The following is a 17635-nucleotide window of genomic DNA, read 5'->3' on the forward strand; positions in this document are numbered from 1 at the left end:
CGGACGGTCGCCGCTACGGTCGCGCCCAGTGCGTCGCGTCGCCGTCACGGCTGCTCTCGTCCTGACGGTGGGGATCGGCCACCTGCTCGTGGTCGGGGTGGTCCTGGTGCGGGGCCACGTCCTCGACGAGGGTTTGTACCTGGGAGCGCTGGCCCGGGCCGACGCCTACGAGCGGGCGTACACCGACGTCCTCACCGATCCCGAGATCGACGCCGTCGCCGCAGACCTGCTCGGCGGGCTGCGATTCGAGGCGGTCGACCCGGACGAGGCCAGGGTCATCGCCACGAACACGCTCCGCTGGGTGGTCCCACCGTCGCGTTTGCGCACCGGCACCGAGGCGTTGCTGGCCGAGGTGCTCGCGTACGTCCGGGGTGACGTGGCGCGGGCCGACGCCCCCGTCGACCTCCGGGCGGAGCTCGCCCGCATCGAGGCGGCCGGAGTGCAGCACGCCCGCGCCCTGCTGGCGACCGGGACCGAGTCGGTGAGCGCAACCATCCAGCGGTACCGGGAGGCCGTGGGAGCGTTCCTCACTGCGCTCGCAGCAGGACAGGTGCCTTCCGTCGTCCCCGTCCCGGCGCCGGCGATCGACCGGGATGCGGTCGCATCGGTGCTCGACGCCGTCGCCGACCGCACCGGTGCGGATCCCGCAGCGGTCGCCGCGCTGGCGGCGGCGGGCTCCGATCACGACGCGGTCGTCGTCGCGGCCAGCGAGGCGATCCGGGTGCGGGCCGACGCGGCACGCCAGGCACTGGGCGATCGCCTGGCCGACGGGCGTGCGTTCGATCCGGTGGCCCAGCTCGCCGAACGAGCGGGTGAACCCCGGCGCAGCGTCCTCGCGAACCTCGACACCGTGCGCGACCTGGCCTCCTGGTTCGGTCCCGCCGCCCTCGCGATCGGCGCGTCGGTCACGCTCGCTGCGGTCGTCGCGATCGTCCTCCGCGATCGACGCAGGCCGCGTCGGGCGATGCTCATCCTCGCCGGGGGTGGGGTCGCCGCCGCGGCCATGACGGTGGCGGGCTGGCTCGCGGTCCGCTCGGTGGTCCGCCCGCCGTTGGCCGCAGCGACCGGGACCGGGCCGGGCACGTGGGACCTCCCACCCGGGCTGCGCGGCGTGGTGTCGGACGTGCAGGCCGAGCTCGCCTCGGCCCTCGGCGGGGCGGCGTTGCGCTTGGCCGCACTGCCGCTGGCAGTCGGCGGCGTGCTGGCGGTCGGCGCTGCCCTCGCAGGCGCGACGGCACGGGCCTCCGGACCGCGAGCACGACCCAGGCGCACCGTCGCGCTGGCCGCCGCAACCGCCGTCGTCCTCGGGGGTGTCGGTTGGGTGCTCGCCCCGTCCCCGCAGTCGGAGGAGACCTGCAACGGCCACGTCGAGCTGTGCGACCGCCGGTACGACGAGGTCGTGCAGGCCGCCACCCACAACTCCATGTCGAGCCCCGACGTGGTGGAGGTCTGGCCGGAGCACGACGAGACGATCGGTGAGCAGCTCGACAGCGGCATCCGCGCCCTGCTGATCGACACCCACTACTGGACCGACGTGGTGTCGGTCGAGCAGCTGGCCGCCATCGATCCCGCCATCCCGCGCGCGGTGGTCGACGCCACCTTCGCCATCGAGGGCCGCACCCGGGCATCGGGTCGACCCGGGACCTACCTCTGCCACAACCACTGCCTCTGGGGGGCGTTGCCGCTGGTCGACGCCCTGGTCGACGTGCGCGCCTTCCTCGATGCCAACCCGAGGGAGGTGGTGACCCTCATCGTCCAGGACGCCATCACCACCGAGGACACGATCGACGCCTTCGAGGCCGCAGGGCTGACGCCGTACCTGCACGCGCACGACGACGGAGAACCGTGGGCGACCCTCGGCGAGCTGGTCGACCGGGGTGAGCGGCTGGTCGTCTTCGCCGAGGAGGAGGGACCTCCGCCGAACTGGTACCACGCAGCCTTCGCCCACATCCAGGACACGCCGTACCGGTTCGCGTCGGTCGACGACCTCTCGTGCGACCGCAACCGGGGGCCGGCCGATGCGCCGCTGTTCCTGCTCAACCACTGGTTGGAGGCGGTCGCACCCGACCGCCGCAACGCCGTCGCCGCCAACGCCGAGGACGTCATCGTCGACCGGGCGCACCGGTGCGGTGTCGAGCGCGGGCGGCTGCCGAACTTCGTCGCCGTCGACTTCGCCGGCATCGGCGACGTGCGCTCGGCGGTCGACCGGCTGAACGGCCTGGCCGCCGCTCGCCGCGGTTGACTGGCCGGCCGTGGACACCGTGCTCGTCTTCGGCGACCAGCTCAACCGCCGCATCGGCGCGCTGGCAGCGCGCGAACCCGGCGAATGCCGCGTGCTGCTCGTGGAGAGCGAGGCGCTGCTCCGACCGGCGCGCCACGTCCAGCGGCTGCACCTCGTGATCACCGCCATGCGCCGCTTCGCCGAGGAGCTGCGCGACGCCGGCTACGACGTCGACCTCCGGCGGGCACCCACCATGGCCGCCGGCATCGAGGCCCACGTGGCGGAGCACCGCCCCGACCGGGTGATCGCCACCGAGGCGAACTCCCGGGCCGGTCGGGCGCTGTGCGAGCGACTCGGCATCGAGCAGGTGCGGTCGAACCAGTTCCTGCGCCACCACGACGAGCTCGCGGCGTGGGCCGAGGGTCGCCGCAGCCTCAAGCTGGAGGACTTCTACCGCTGGACCCGGACCGACCTCGGCTACCTCATGGACGGCGACCGGCCGGTGGGTGGCCGCTGGAACCTGGACGCCGACAACCGGGAGCCGCCGCCGGAGGACGCGTCGATCTTCACCGAGCCGCAGGCGTCGCGCCTCGACGAGGTCGACGAGGAGGTCCTCGCCTCCCTCCCCGACGCCAAGGGTGCGGAACCGGTGGGGTGGTGGGCGACCTCACGCCGCGCCGCACTCGCCCGGCTGCGCCACTTCGTCGACCACGAGCTGGTGCGGTTCGGCACCTACGAGGACGCCATGACCACCCGATCGTGGTCGCTGGCCCACTCGATGCTGAGCCCGTACCTGAACCTCGGCCTGCTGCTGCCCGACGAGGTCTGCGACCGGGTCGAGGACGCCTACCGCTCCGGGGCCGTCCCGCTGAACAGCGCCGAAGGGTTCATCCGCCAGGTCATCGGGTGGCGGGAGTTCGTGTGGGGGCTCTACTGGCTGTGGCCGGACCACGCCGACAGCAACGCCCTCGGCCACGACGGCGACCTGCCGCCGATGTTCACCGGCGAGGCGTCGACCGACATGGCGTGCATGGCCGACACCGTCGCCGGCCTGCACGAGCGGGCGTGGGTCCACCACATCCCCCGGCTGATGCTGCTGTCCAACGTCGCCAACCTCCTCGGGGTCCACCCCCGCCACGTCCTCGACTGGATGTCCGACACCTACATCGACGCGGCCGAGTGGGTGATGGTCCCCAACGTCATGGGCATGGCGCTGTGGGCCGACGGCGGGCGGATGGCGACCAAGCCCTACGTCTCGGGCGGTGCCTACGTGAACCGGATGAGCGACTACTGCCGCGGGTGCCGGTACGACCCGCGCCGGCGCACCGGGGAGGACGCCTGCCCGATCACCACGCTCTACTGGGACTTCCTCGCCCGGCACCGCGAGCGGCTCTCCGGCAACAACCGGATGGCACGGCCGCTCGCCAACCTCGATCGGCTGTCCGACCTCGACGACGTGCGAGCCCGTGCCGCCGCGGCGATCGAGGCCGCCGCGGAGGGACGACTCTGACCCGGGTGGGTCAGGCCACCACCGGCCGGGCCCGGTCGATGACCTCGTCGAGTGCCAGTCCGGTGGGCAGCGTCCCGAACGCCAGGCGACCGTCGTCGCCCAGCCGTGACGCCACGAACGCGTCGGCCACCGGGGCCGGGGAGTGCTGCAGCACCTGCGACGCCTGGAACAGCAGCGCCATCTGCTCGACGAGGCGCCGGGCGCGCAGCTCGATGTCATCGAAGTCGCCCAGCTCCGTGCGGAGCGCGTCGGCGGCGGTGTCGAACCGGCGGTCGCTGCCGGCGGCGGCGTCGACCTCGGTCCAGTAGGCGTCGAGCGTCTCGGGCGCCCGACCCACCGCTCGCAGCACGTCCAGGCAGATCACGTTGCCCGACCCCTCCCACACGCCGTTCAGCGGCGACTGGCGGAACAGGCGGGGCAGGTCGGACTCCTCGACGTAGCCGGCACCACCCAGGCACTCCAGCGACTCGGCGGTGTGCATCGGCGCCCGCTTGCAGGTCCAGTACTTCACGATCGGGGTGAGCAGGCGCTTCATGTGCTGCTCGTGCTCGTCGGCGGCCGGGGCATCGAAGGCGCGGGCCAAGCGGATGGCGGAGAGCGTGGCCGCCTCGGATTCGATGGCGAGGTCGGCGAGCACGTTGGCCATCAGCGGCTGGCGGTCGAGGGTGGCGCCGAACGCGGTGCGGTGGTGCGCGTGCCAGGTGGCCTGGGCCACGCCCTGGCGGTGGATGGCGGTGGCGCCGAGCACGCAGTCCAGGCGCGTGTGGTTCACCATCTCGATGATCGTGCGGACCCCGCGGCCCTCGTCGCCGATGCGCTCCCCGAAGGTGTCGAGCAGCTCGATCTCACTCGACGCGTTCGACCGATCGCCCAGCTTGTCCTTCAGCCGCTGGATGCGGACCGGGTTGCGGGTCCCGTCGGGACGCCAGCGCGGCACGAGGAAGCAGGTGAGACCGCCTGGTGCCTGGGCCAGCACGAGGAAGACGTCGCACATGGGTGCCGAGCAGAACCACTTGTGGCCGGTGAGCCGGTACGAGCCGTCGTCGGCCGGCGTCGCGGTGGTCGTGTTGGCCCGGACGTCGGAGCCGCCCTGCTTCTCGGTCATCGCCATGCCGCAGGTCGCACCTGACTTCTCGCCGGCGGGACGGTTGGCCGGGTCGTACTCGAGCGAGGTGAGGCGGGGCTCCCACACCGCGGCCAGGCGGGGCTCGTGCCGCAGCGCGGGCACCGACGAGTAGGTCATGGAGATCGGGCAGATGTGGCCGCCGTCGACCTGGTACCAGGTGAGGACCTTGGCGGCCCGGGCCACGTGGGCGCCGGTGCGCTCGTCGGCCCAGGGCGCGGCATGGAGGCCGTGGGCCACCGCGGTGCGCATCAGCTGGTGGTAGGCGGGGTGGTAGTCGACGACGTCGAGGCGGTTGCCGTACCGATCGTGCGTGCGCAGCTCGGGTGGGTTGCGGTTCGCCTGGCGGCCCCACTCGATGGCCTCGGGCGAACCGGCGAGGCGGCCCAGGGTGGCGAGGTCGGCCAACGCCCACTCACCGCCGCTGCGGGCGACGGCGTCGACGAGGGCGACGTCGGAGCCGAAGACGTCGTGGCCCTCGAGCGGTGGCGGCTGGTTGGTGACCTCGTGGGTGTCGAATCCGGTCAGCACACGGTCGAGGGTACGGGACCCTCTCGGGGTCGTGGGCCGGCAACGCGTCCGGACGCGACGGTGAGCGGGCACCCGCAGGTGCCCGCTCGCCGTCGAGGCTCCGGCGGTCAGCTCAACGCTGCGGCGATGGCATCGACGACGGCCTCGGCGATCGCCGCCGGGCCCCCGTAGATCTCCACCTCGGTGACGGATTCAGCCCGATCGGCCAGGTACCCAGCGGTCGCTGCGCTCAGGGCGTCGCTCGCCGAGAGCATCAGCGGCCCGCCGTTCATCGCCGAGGCGACCCCGCCGCTGAGGGCGTCAGGGAACTTCTCGCCGCTGGTGATGCCGACGAAGGTCGGGGCCTCGAAGAACGCGGCGGCCAGCAGCGCTGACGTGGCGTACCGGTCGGCGCCGGCGATCGCTTGGGCACCCGTGTCCGCCCGGGTGGCCGGCCCGCCGACGGCGTAGCGGACGTCGGGCACGTTCGCCGTCAGGTAGTCGACCACCGCAGGAACCATCTGGTCGCCGTCGGTGAGCAGCACCGCCCCGTCCACCGTGGCCGCAGCCGTGCCGGCGGTGAGCCCGTCGGCGAAGTTGCGACCGGTGGTCAGGAACACCGTCGCCGGGTTCCCGAGCCCGGTCTCGGCGATCTCGATCGCCGTCTCGTACCGGGTGGCGCCGGCGAACCGGACCACCTCGTAGCCGAGGTCGACGATCGCCGCCTCCACGCTGTCGCTCAGCGCTGCGGTGCCTCCGAGGAGGTACACCGTCGCGCCGGGCTCGAGCACCCGGTCCAGCTCCTCGGCGACCCGGCTGTCCAGCTCACCGGTGTAGGTGAGCAGCATCGGGGCGTCCTTGGCCACGGCCAGCGGGGTGCCGGCCAGGGCGTCGGCGAACACGCCGGCGTTGGCCAGCACGGCCGCACCGGCCTTCTCCGGGAACTGGGCCTTGGCCACCTCGATCGCCGTGGCGACCCGGTCCTGGCCGGCGCGCCGGGCGACGACCAGACCGGGCGGGAAGTCGGGGTCGTCATCGAAGGGCGGAGGCGTGACGCCGCCACCGCCACCGGTGTCGTCGTCCCCATCGTCCCCGTCGTCACCACCGTCGCCGGAACCCTGGCCGAACAGCCAGCCGTAGACCTCGGAGACGTAGCCGTCGATCCACCAGACCCGGCGGGCCATCGCATCCGATCCGACGGCCTCGCCGTCCTCGAGGAGCAGCTCGGTCCAGGTGCCGTAGAGGAACTCACCACCCGGGTTGGCCGCGAGGCTCGCCTCGCTGGCCTCCAGGCCCGGGGTGCCCTGCTCCATCTGGTCGAACTCGTTGCAGAAGCCCGACCCGATCAGCTCCTCGGGCACGTCCTCCACCTCGTGCGGGTCGTTCGGGTAGCACGTGCTCACGTCGCCGCCCTCCGTCTCCGCCCAGACCTCGTAGTCGTCACCGAAGCTCACGCCCCGGCTGTAGAACAGGTCCAGCGGTTCCGGCTCGCCATCGGCCGAGGTGGTGTTGTCACCGGTCTCGTAGACGATGAAGTACCGCGACGGATCCCGGACGTCCTCGCTCTCGCCGTCACCAGCGAGGTAGCCCGGAGGCTCCCAACCGAGGGTGTCGGCCGTGATGCCGTAGCCGTACGGTCCGCCGGTCATCGCGTAGCGCGGGTCGAGGGTGGTGATCCGCATCGACTTGTGCTGGGTGACGTTGCGGGCCGGCTCGGCTGCGCCGGCGGCGTAGCTGTTGCAGACCCGGGGCTCGTCCACCTCACCCGAACCTGTCTCGGTGCTCCGGAAGGTCTCGCAGGTCACCGTCCCGTCACCGGTGTGGGTGGTGCCGTCCCAGTGGGTGTAGTCGCCCGGGAGGGTCGTCCAGTCCTGCGCACCGCTGAAGGAGCGCCGGATGTTCAGCTCGTACCGGTCCTGGCCGACCGTGTTGAGCCGCCAGTTCGGCGACCAGGCGTACAGCATCATCACGAAGTCGCCGTCGAGGAAGCCGCGGTGGCCCTTGGCGACCTCGTAGGGGTTGTACCAGGACTGGTCGGCGAGGTTGCTGTCCCCGTCGGTGCGGCTGTCCTCCTCGCAGGTCACCTGCAGCTCGCCGCTGACGTTGGTGGGCGCGGCCGGGCACTGGTGCCAGGTCAGCACCTTGGTGGTGTCGCCTTCGCCCTGCACCACACCCTGCAGGTCCGGGTTCGTGTCGCTCGTGGCGAACGTGGACTCGCCGAAGGTCAGCGTCGGCGTCGCCGTCGCTGTGTCGGCGGCCGTGTCGATGGCCGTGTCCGGCACGGTGGCCGACAGGTTGATGGCCGAATCGAGGCACACGCCCTCGGGGTAGTAGGGGTTCGAGCCGTCGCCGTAGGCCTTGGTCTCGCACTCCATGTTCCGGAAGGCGTACGGGTTGCCGTCGGTGATGTCCCAGTCCGTGGGGAGCACGATCCGGCGCGACATCACGTCGGCCGGGCCGCCCTGGTTCATCTGCCCCTGCTTCCAGGTGGGCAGCGCCAGCAGGCCGCCGGTCGCCACCGAGGTGTCGGGGTGGACCTTCTGGATGTCCTGGGCGAGCAGGCTGCCGCGCCGGGCGATCTCGGTGGCGTAGAGGTCGTAGCCGAAGTCGGCCCAGCCGAACATCTCTTCGGTGTTCTTCGGGGCGAAGAACTCGCCGGTCGTCCAGTCGACCTCGGGCTGGTTCAGCAGGTTGCCGTGGAAGGCCAGGTTGGCCAGGAGGCCGTCCTGCTCGTGACCGACCAGCTCGTCGGTCAGCGACATGCTGAACGAGTGGTACCACTGGTTCTTGCCGTCGTCGAAGGGGACGCACAGCTGCTCATCGATCTCCGCTGTGCACACCGTGTCGGTCGGGAGCCCGGTCTCCGGGTCGGCGAGGTACAGCGCCCGGCCGAGGCCTTTGTCCTCCTCGAGCTGCACGATGGCGAAGGCGCTGTCGGTGCTCGCGTCCGCCACTGCGCCGCTCGAGTCGTAGCCGAACAGGTTGAGGCGCGCCCGCGTGGCGGCGGTGTTGCCGAGCAGGGGCAGGCCGTCCTCGGTGACGCACACGTCCGTGGGCTCGTCGTTCTGACCGGTCGGGACCACGACGGTGTCGGCGCAGCTGTCCTTCAGCCCGAAGTCGGTGGGCACGAGCGGGATGCTCTCGTCATCGGCGGGCGGGTCCACGGTGCTGGCCGCACCCCAGCAGTACGGCGCGGTGTCGTCCGGGCTGCACTTGGCGTTGTCGGTGATCGGCATCGGCATCGCCATCGGCACGAACGGCTTCGGCTTCTGGGTGATGCCCTCGACGCTGGCGGCCGCCACCTCGTAGTCGGCGAGAGCCATGGGCGTGGTGCCGGTCTCGTCGGCGGGGTCCTGGACGACGTCGAAGTCCTGCCAGTCGATGTAGGAGTACCAGACGTCGGTCTGGTTGTTCGCGATCGCGCCGCTCCACCCCTCGCCGGGGCCCTCGCCCTGGCCGGGCCGGAGACCTTCAGGGTCCTCCTGCCAGGTCATGGCGAAGCCGGCGCCGGCGACGCCGGCGACCTCGATGCGCATCGCGTCGCGACGACCGGAGGTCAGGCGCTCGGTGTTGAACCAGCGCATGTAGCTGGCCTCTTCGGGGAGGGTCCGCGGGTCATCGCCGGCCACCATCTGGCCACGGGCGGTCCACACGCAGCTGAAGGGCACCTCACCGACCGGCTGGTTCTGTGGCGTCCGGTCGTCGGTGTAGTCGATGGAGCCCTGCTGGCCGGCGACCTGGTACATGTCGAGCAGGTACAGGTCGTCGGGCGAGGCTGTCGAGAGGTCGATGCCCAGGTAGTCCGCGATGGCGGCGCGACGGGCCTGGCCCGCTTCGCTGCCGTCGAGCGAGTAGTTGGGCTGCCCGCTCGAGCAGTAGCGGCTGGGCCAGGCGACGAGGACCTTCTCGCCCGCCACGGCGTGGAACATGTTGATCACGTCGCCCGGGTAGCTGCCCCCGGTGTCGGAGAACAGCGCGATGTCCGGGCGGACCACGGTGGAGGAGGCTTCGAAGGCCGACTCCGACAGGTTCGACTTCTTCCACGTCTCGCCGTCGTCGAGGCTCACCGCGGCGTAGGCGTCGCGCTTGCCGTGTCCGACGAAGCCGACCCCGTCGACTCCCTCGACCGGCCCGTTGATGAAGACGTTCACGATCGGCTTGGCTCGGTCGCGCGTCTCGACGAGGGCGCCGTCGACGTCGTAGTAGTCGACGGGCTCCACGAGCCCGTTGGCCCGCTGGGTCGGCACGTAGAACTTCATGTACGACGTGAACGCATGCTCGTTCTCGTCGAGGTGGCCGTCGACCGTCGGGCCCTGCCCGTCGTTCGAGGTGCTCTTGAGCACAGGCGTTCCCGGCTCCTCGCTGCCTCCGCCGTCATCGGCGGACGCGACGCCACCGAGCGTCGGCGCGAGCAGTGACGCCGTGACCAGCGCCAACAGGGCGGTCCGTGCACCACGACGCGTGCGCCGCCGATGCTGGGGGTGCGATGTCGTCGGTGATGTCGAACCGCCCGCCCACCGCGCCGAGTGCTCTTCTGGGGTTCTGCGCATGCAGATCACTCCTCCTCGTTCAGAGAGGGAGGGAGCGTCTCGAACTCAGGTTGCGCAGCAGGTCACCTGACGGTGGCAGCTCGGTGGCAGACGGCGACCCGCTCCAAAACGCCCGGAGCCCCGGGAAGAGGCGACCCGGGGCTCCGCGCCCCTGTGGTGGGGGAACGTCCGCACGATGAGCGCGCCAGGTGGCCTCGCGATCGCCGGGCGGTGGCAGATCGGTTGCAGTGATGCCGGCGACGGGGAGGAGAGGACCTCTCGGCTGGGTCGCTCACGTCGCGGCGGCTGTTCGGGTGACGGGTGCGACCTCGTCGAGGAACGCCTCGACCTCGCCGAGCATCCGCTTGGGGAAGACGCGCATCCCGAACGGCATCAGGCCCCGGACCAGGCGGGCGCCGGGGATCTGCTCGCTGAGGTTCTCGGCGTCGCTGAAGGGGTGGATGAGGTCGGCCTGGTGCCCGATCACCAGCACCGGCAGGTCGAGCTCGGCACGGCGGTCGTAGGTGGGGGCGATGGGGCCGACGAGGATGCCGTGCAGGATCGCCGAGACCACATCGGGTGGCAGGGAGATCGCGTCGAGCGCGCTGTCGAGTTCGTCGATGCCGGTCCGCGGCAGCCGACGCAGCAGGTCGGTGACCGGGATGAGCGGACGTCGGGCGTAGTGCGTGGTGAGCAGCACGGGCACGAAGGTGAGCGCGGCGGCTGGCACGGCCCACTCGAGCACGGGCATCTCGACCACCAGGGCCCGCACCCGCTCGGGGTGCGTGGTGGCGGCGAGGAGGGAGACGTTGGCGCCGAGGGACACGCCACCCAGGACGGCCTGGGGCACCTCGAGGTGGTCGAGGAGCGCGACGACCTGCTCCACGTAGGTGTCGAAGCGGTACTCGGCGGCGTGCACCGGCTTGTCGCTCTGCCCGTGGCCGAGCAGGTCGAGGAGCACGACCCGACGGCCGCCACCGGCGAGGCGGCGGGCGAAGCCCCGGTTCAGCTTGGTGTTGAGGAGCAGCCCGTGGAGCAGCACCACGACGTCGTCGCCGGTGCCGAAGGTCTCGTAGTGGAGGCACCGGCCGCCCCACTCGAAGAGGTCCGAGGTGCTGGTGGACGAGGTCATGGCCTGATCCTGCGCCTCGACGACCACCCGCACCACATCCGAAGGTCCCATCCTGGGACGCGGAACGAGCGGGCACCCGGAGGTGCCCGCTCGTCTGGTGACCCGAGGAGGGGTCAGCCCGTGGTCAGCCGAGGCTGACGGCCACGGCGTCGCGGACGGCCTGGCTGAGCGCCGCCGGCCCGCCGTAGAACTGCACCTCCTCGATGGTGGCGGCGTGGCCGGTCAGGTACCCGGCGGTCGCCGTGCTCAGGGCGCTGCTCGCCGAGAGCATCAGCGGCCCGCCGTGCATGGCCGAGGCGACCCCGCCGCTGAGGGCGTCGGGGAACTTCTCGCCGCTGGCCATGCCGACGAAGGCCGGGGCCGGGAAGAACTTCCCGGCGACCATCGCCGCCGTGGCGAACCGGTCAGCACCGGCGATCGCCGCGGCACCCGTGTCGGCCCTGGTGGCCGGTCCGCCGACGGCGTACCGGACCTGGGCCGGGTGGGCGGCGAGGTGTGCGATCACCGGTGCCGCCATGGCGTCACCGTCGGTGAGCAGGACCGCGCCGTCCACCGTTGCCGCAGCCGTGCCGGCGGTGAGGCCGTCGGCGAAGTTGTGGCCGGTGGTCAAGAACACCGTCGTCGGGTTGCCCAGGCCTTCCGCGACCGCCACCGAGGTGGCGTAGCGGTCGGCGCCGCCGTACCGGACGACGTCGTAGCCCATCTGCAGGACGGCCGCTTCGACCGTGTCGCTGAGCGCCGCGGTCCCTCCGAGGAGGAACACGGTCGCACCGGGCGTGAGCACCCGGTCCAGCTCCGCAGCCACCCGGCTGTCCAGCTCACCGGTGTAGGTGAGCAGCATCGGGGCGTTCTCGGCCACCGCCAGCGGGGTGCCGGCCAGGGCGTCGGCGAACACGCCGGCGTTGGCCAGCACGGCCGCTCCGGCCTTCGCCGGGAACTCGTCCTTCGACACCTCGATCGCCGTGGCGACCCGGTCGTCACCGGCCAGCTCGGTCATGACGACGTCGCTGGGCACCTCGCCACCAGGGTCGGTGCCGGGGTCGGTCGGGTCGGTCGGTTCGGTCCCACCTCCGCCCCCGCCGCCGGGAGGAACGGTCGGCGTGGTGCCGCCGACGGTCCAGGAGTAGGTCGCCTCGTTGTCCGAGAACGTCTCACCCCACTTGGCCCGGGCGGAGAAGTCGTACTCCCCGTTCAGGAGATCCTGGTACGTCTTGGGCGACGTGCAGGTCTTCCACTCCTCCTCCAGGGTGGCCGGCGGCTCATCACCCTGCTCCAGCCAGTACTCGCCGTCTCGGTAGAGCCTGCACTGGAAGATGATCCCGTTGTCGTCTGGCTCCGTGGTCAGCTCGAACGATGCGCTCGAGCCGGGGGTGCCCAGCGGGGTGATCACGACGATGAAGTCGCTCGGCGTCTCGCCGTGGGTCGGCGCCTCCGCGACGTACATCTCGGTCGTGTCCGCAGCGGCGTCGCTGCCGATGACCTCGACGGTGAGGTCGTACCAGCCGAGCGGGGCTCCGCTGTTGATCACCAGGAACGCCGGGATCTCGGCCGCTTCGCCGGGGACGAGGTCCGGGATCGGGAGCGTGCCCACCAGCGCGCCGGACGTCGTGTCCGAGAGTGCCAGTGGGATGGCAACGGCGTTGGAGTAGAGGGTCGCCTCGCTCGGTGCCGTGAAGTCCAGCGGCACGGTCGCGCCATCCACCTCCATCTCACCGACCGGATCGATGGTCAGTCGCAGCTGCTCGCCCTCCGCGAGCGTGTTGTCGACGACGTCTCCGATGGCGTCGACGACCTGTGCCGGGTTGAACACCCGGGTGGCCAGTTCGGCGTAGGCCGACCGCTCGACGTATCGGGTCGCGGAGACCCATCCTGCGGTGAGGTGCGGCTCCAGGACCTCGAGGCTCACCGCGTCGCTCGCCAGCGCCACGTCACCCGAAGCAGCCGAGACGAGGTCGAGGGTGAGGTCGTAGATGCCGACCGGTGCCCCGGCGAAGACCTGGGCCTCGAACTCCGTGGTGGCCTGGTAGCCGGGTTCCACCGTGAAGCCCGTCGCCGGGCCCCACCAGCCGATCAGCTCGCCGGTCGGCTGGACCTCGAAGGGCATCGGTTGCCCGTCGGCAGCCACGACCGCGACCGGGACGGGAGCTGCGGGATCGAAGCCACCAGCGGTGGTGACCGTGACCCGGAGCCGGGCGTCCAGGATCGAAGCCGGAGCGGCGTGGGGCAGGTACAGCGACGCCGAGGTGTCGAACAGCTCGCTCTGGACGATGCTTGCAGGCATCGCGCCCCAACCGGTCGCCGGCGCGGTCAGCGCCGCCACCTGCTCGAGGTAGGTGTTCTCGCCGGGCGAGTCCATGTAGAAGCCGACCAGCGCCTCGTACTCGTGGTAGTAGAGGATGGTCGCTCGGACGTCATCGACCATGAGGGCGAAGCCGGCGATGCCGGGGACGTCACGGTCGTGGCCGTCAGCTTCCGTGCCACCGGCGATGGGCGGGATCGGCGCCCAGTCGACGACATCAAGGATCCAGCTGGTCTCCCACTTCAGCTCGGGCACGTTCAGCCAGGTCACCGCACCGGAGAAGGTGTCTGCCCGGTTGTACGTGAAGTCGCTGAAATCGAGGAACCGCAGGTCGGTCCCGGTCATCGCAGGGAGCTGCGGGAACAGCCCGTCGGCGACCTCGCTCACCTTGGTGATGTTGCTGATGTAGTAGATCACTGCGTCGACCGAGATTCGGGCGAACTTGCTGGCGGCCGCACCGATCGATGCCGCTGCGAGCTCCTCGGCGCCGAAGGGATCGACGTACATCTGGCCGTCGGTGTCGGTGTAGCCGTCGGGCAGGGACGGAAGCGTCCCGGTCTTCATCAGCTCCTGGAAGAGCGCCGCGTGCTCGGGACCGGCATCGACCACGGCGCCGTCGATGACGAGACGACCGGCGCCGTCGAGGGTGAGCTCATCGGCGATGGTCAACCGCTCGACGACGTCGGCGAGCTTCTGGTCGACGACGTCCTCGGACGTCCGGGCCATGTTCAGCCTCTCGAGCTCGGCCTCGGAGACGTACATGGCATAGGCAGCCTGCGGGTCGCAGACCTCGAGCTCGGGGTCGAGCGGATCGAGATCGGCGTTCAGCGGGATCAGCCACACCGAGGAACCGTCCACCGGGTTCTCGATGGCGTCTGTCTCGTCCATGCCGGGGAGCGCGACGGGGGAGACGGGTTGCACGCAGTACTCGTCGACCGATTCCCCGGTGTGCTCGTCGATCACGGTGTGCGGACCCGCCAGGATCGGCTCACCGCTCACCGCTCGGAGTGCGACGACGAGCTCGGAGTAGTCCTCCGGGGCCTCGCCACCGCCGTCACCACCGCCACCGCCACCGCCACCGCCGCCGCCACCGCCGCCGCTGCCGTCGCCCTGGGCGCCCATCGCCGGGAGCGAGAAGAGCATCGAGAGCACCGCGAAGATCAGCACCCCGACGCGAAGGTGCCCCCGGTCTCGACCGCTTGCGGCGGTCGAACCGGAGGCGCTGTGACCAGTCATGATCGACTTCTTTCGTCGTGCCGTGCCCTGGCTGGTGTCGCCCGCACGGACGCACCGATCGTGCGCCCAGCCCCGAACGGCCATCACTGCCGATGGTCACCGGGCTGGATGACGTTGGTCCCTTCATCGGGCCCCGACCCTCCGGTACAAGCGGCCGCTTGAACTGGTGGTCCGGGCACGGGTCGTCAGACGCCATGGGGCATGCTTGAGCGATGTCCCGCTCCCGCTCGATGGGTCGGCTCTCGTGGTCCCGGCTGTCGGCCGTGGCGGTCGTCCCGATGCTCCTCACGGCCGGCGCCTGCGGCGACGACGACAGCGCCGGGGAGGCGAGCACGGTCTCGCTCGTCGAAGGCGTGGAGGTCGAGGTCAGCGCCATCGACAACACGTTCCGGCCCGAGGAGATCGAGGTCGCTGCCGGCACCGAGGTGCTGTGGAGCAACGACGGCCGCAACGTCCACAACGTCTTGCCGGTGGAGGGCGAGGCGTGGGGCGTCGAGGTGGACGACTTCGAACCCGGCGACGAGTACCGCCACCGCTTCACCGAGCCCGGCACCTACCCGTACTACTGCTCGCTGCACGGCACGACCACCGCCGGCATGATCGGCACCGTCGTGGTGACCGGATGACCCTCCTGGAGGACCTTCGATGACCCGCACCGCCCACCGCACGCTCGCCGTGCTCCTCGCGCTCGGCCTGTTCGCCGCGGCGTGCGGGGACGACGACACCACCGACACCAGCCCCACGACGGAAGCCCCTGCCGGCGGCGAGGACGAGGGCAACGGTGAAGGTGGAGGTGAGGGCGATGGTGAGGCCGCCACCCACCGGGTGCCCGGCGACTTCGACACCATCCAGGCCGCGGTCGACGCAGCTGCCCCCGGCGACCTCGTGCTCATCGAGCCAGGTACCTACGAGGAGGCGGTCGACGTCACGATCGAAGACCTCACGATCCGGGGCCTCGATCGCAACGAGGTGGTGCTCGACGGCGGCTTCGAGCTCGAGAACGGCATCCGGGTCCTGGCCGACGGCGTCGCCGTCGAGAACATGACCGCGCAGAACTACACCACCAACGGCTTCTTCTGGACCGGCGTCACCGGCTACCGCGGCTCGTACCTCACCGCCTACCGCAACGGCGACTACGGCGTCTATGCGTTCGACTCGGTCAAGGGCCAGCTCGAGCACATCTACGCGTCCGGCAGTCCCGACGCCGGCGTCTACATCGGCCAGTGCTACCCGTGCGAGACGGTCATCACCGACGTGATCTCGGAGTACAACGGCCTCGGCTACTCGGGCACCAACTCGGGTGGCGACCTGCTCATCGTGAACTCGACGTGGAGGTTCAACCGGGCCGGCATCGTGCCCAACAGCGGGTCCTACGAGCTGTGCTACCCGGGTCGCGAGACCACGATCGTGGGCAACACCGTCCACGGCAACTCCCAGCCCGACACGCCGGCGATCGACGTCGCCCTGCTCGCCATGGGCAACGGCATCCTCGTGGCCGGCAGCAACCGCAACGTGATCGAACGCAACCTGGTCTTCGACCACGAGCGGACCGGAATCGGCCTCGTGCCCTTCCCCGAGGAGGAGGCCAACGACGTGGTGCCGCCCGAGGAGGACTGGGACCGGCCGTGCGAGGAGACCCGCAACGATCCGCTGCCCGACCTCGACCCGGAGGCCCTGGCGCTCGTGCTGTGGGACCCGGTCGGCAACTCGATCACGGGCAACGTGGTGAGCGGTTCCGGCCTCGGCGACCTGGCGCTCGGCAGCCTGCAGCCCGACCTGGCGTCGCTGCGCAACTGCTTCTCCGGCAACACCTTCGAGACCACGGCACCCGAGCAGCTGGAGGCGCTCGCCCCCTGCGAGGGCGACCCGACGGCCACCGACTGGAGCGCCGGCGCGCTCGATCTCGGCGCGCTCATCGCGTCGGAGCGGCCCCCGGCGGTCGACTACGAGGAAGCCCCGACCCCGGAGCCGGCGGACCAGCCCACCATGCCCGACGCCGAGACGGCGCCCGCGCAGCCGGCCACGAACGTGCCGTTCTCCGTGGACCTGGCCGCCATCGAGGTGCCGGAGCGTCCTGAGGGGACGTGACCCGGGCCGCCATCCGCTGGTCACGGCCGCTCCGGGCGGCGCTGCTCGTCGGCGTCGTGGTCGTGGCCGCCTGCTCGTCCGGTGAAGGCGCGACCGTGCAGGCCATCACGGCCCGCGGTGCGGACACGGGGCCCCAGGGCCGGGTGCCCCAGTTCAAGGTCGAGTGCGGTTGGAGCCACTCGGCATCCGACGATCCCATCGTCCACCCGGGGAAGCCGGGGCGCGCCCACCTCCACGACTTCTTCGGTAGCACGGCGACCGACGCCGGCAGCACGCCGTCGTCCCTGCTCGACACCGAGACCACCTGCCAGAACCGCAACGACACCGCCGCCTACTGGGCGCCAGCGGTCCTGCGCGACGGCGAGCCGGTGGAGCCGACCGGCTCCGTCGCCTACTACCGGCCCGGCCCCGGGGTCGACCCGGCGAGCGTGGCGCCGTTCCCGGCCGGGCTCTTGGTGATCGCGGGTGACCAGACGGCGACCGAGCCACAATCGGTGGACGTGGCGGCCTGGCACTGCGGGGCGTCCCCCATCCTGCACAGTGATCCGCCGTCCTGCCCCGACACCGCCCCGCTCGGCGTCCGGGTCGCGTTCCCCGACTGCTGGGACGGGGAGCGCCTCGACAGCGAGGACCACCAGTCCCACATGGCCTACAGCGATGACGGCGCGTGCCCGGACGATCATCCGGTCGCGGTGCCCCAGCTCGTGTTCGAGGTGCGCTACCCGGTGACGGGCGAGCCGACGGGTTTGGCGCTGGCGTCGGGCGGCGTCCGCAGCATGCACGCCGACTTCGTGCAGGCCTGGGACCAGGCCGCGCTCGAACGAGAGGTCCGGACGTGCATCAACGGGGGCAAGGTCTGCGGCGTGGTCTCGAACCGCGCCACCGGCTGACGGGCGACCGACTGACGGGGCCGGGCCGCCCCGCAGGTGACCTTCGGCCCTGACGCCCACCGGCCGACCGGGGCAGGCTGCGGGGCAGCGAACCATC

9 protein-coding genes are annotated in these 17635 nt (G+C 71.4%); 5 read left to right on the forward strand and 4 right to left on the reverse strand.

What is annotated here, in order from left to right; genetic code table 11:
• The first annotated feature begins 28 nt into the window (after nucleotides 1–28).
• Both RGQ06_RS06935 and RGQ06_RS06940 read left to right on the forward strand, forming a co-directional pair.
• Nucleotides 29–2242 (forward strand): hypothetical protein, encoded by a 2214-nt coding sequence (locus tag RGQ06_RS06935; RefSeq protein WP_432427297.1) that lies wholly within the window; start codon nucleotides 29–31, stop codon nucleotides 2240–2242.
• A gap of 10 nt (nucleotides 2243–2252) precedes the next feature.
• A complete protein-coding gene (locus RGQ06_RS06940) occupies nucleotides 2253–3731 on the forward strand; it encodes a cryptochrome/photolyase family protein (RefSeq protein WP_432427296.1) in 1479 nt (492 codons plus the stop codon).
• Nucleotides 3732–3741: 10 nt separating this feature from the next.
• Here the strand turns inward: RGQ06_RS06940 and RGQ06_RS06945 are convergent, their stop codons facing one another.
• From RGQ06_RS06945 to RGQ06_RS06960, 4 genes are all read right to left on the reverse strand, one after another.
• A complete protein-coding gene (locus RGQ06_RS06945) occupies nucleotides 3742–5385 on the reverse strand; it encodes an isovaleryl-CoA dehydrogenase (RefSeq protein WP_432427295.1) in 1644 nt (547 codons plus the stop codon).
• Between the two features lie 107 nt (nucleotides 5386–5492).
• On the reverse strand, nucleotides 5493–9800 hold the full coding sequence (locus tag RGQ06_RS06950) for a choice-of-anchor O protein (RefSeq protein ID WP_432427294.1): 4308 nt from the start codon (nucleotides 9798–9800) through the stop codon (nucleotides 5493–5495).
• Nucleotides 9801–10185: 385 nt separating this feature from the next.
• Nucleotides 10186–11025 (reverse strand): alpha/beta fold hydrolase, encoded by an 840-nt coding sequence (locus tag RGQ06_RS06955; RefSeq protein WP_432427293.1) that lies wholly within the window; start codon nucleotides 11023–11025, stop codon nucleotides 10186–10188.
• 124 nt (nucleotides 11026–11149) lie between these two features.
• On the reverse strand, nucleotides 11150–14491 hold the full coding sequence (locus tag RGQ06_RS06960) for a cell wall-binding repeat-containing protein (protein ID WP_432427292.1): 3342 nt from the start codon (nucleotides 14489–14491) through the stop codon (nucleotides 11150–11152).
• Between the two features lie 281 nt (nucleotides 14492–14772).
• Between RGQ06_RS06960 and RGQ06_RS06965 the strand changes: the two genes are divergently transcribed.
• From RGQ06_RS06965 to RGQ06_RS06975, 3 genes are read left to right on the forward strand one after another with little or no spacing between them, the layout of a single operon-like run.
• A complete protein-coding gene (locus RGQ06_RS06965; protein ID WP_432427291.1) occupies nucleotides 14773–15186 on the forward strand; it encodes a cupredoxin domain-containing protein in 414 nt (137 codons plus the stop codon).
• Nucleotides 15187–15205: 19 nt separating this feature from the next.
• Entirely contained in the window at nucleotides 15206–16648 is a 1443-nt protein-coding gene (locus RGQ06_RS06970) for a right-handed parallel beta-helix repeat-containing protein (protein ID WP_432427290.1), read from the forward strand.
• Complete coding sequence (locus RGQ06_RS06975; protein ID WP_432427289.1) at nucleotides 16645–17538, forward strand: DUF1996 domain-containing protein; 894 nt, start codon at nucleotides 16645–16647, stop codon at nucleotides 17536–17538. The genes RGQ06_RS06970 and RGQ06_RS06975 overlap by 4 nt, the downstream gene beginning before the upstream one ends.
• The last annotated feature ends 97 nt before the right edge of the window (nucleotides 17539–17635 follow it).

It is taken from the genome of Salinilacustrithrix flava, assembly GCF_041228405.1.
GTDB lineage: Bacteria > Actinomycetota > Acidimicrobiia > Acidimicrobiales > Salinilacustritrichaceae > Salinilacustrithrix > Salinilacustrithrix flava.

What these genes read in the sequence shown, in the direction of transcription:
- RGQ06_RS06970 (WP_432427290.1), top strand. Translation starts at nt 15,206, where the DNA reads ATGACCCGCACCGCCCACCGCACGCTCGCCGTGCTCCTCGCGCTCGGC.
- RGQ06_RS06965 (WP_432427291.1), top strand. Translation starts at nt 14,773, where the DNA reads ATGTCCCGCTCCCGCTCGATGGGTCGGCTCTCGTGGTCCCGGCTGTCG.
- RGQ06_RS06955 (WP_432427293.1), bottom strand. Translation starts at nt 11,025, where the DNA reads ATGACCTCGTCCACCAGCACCTCGGACCTCTTCGAGTGGGGCGGCCGG.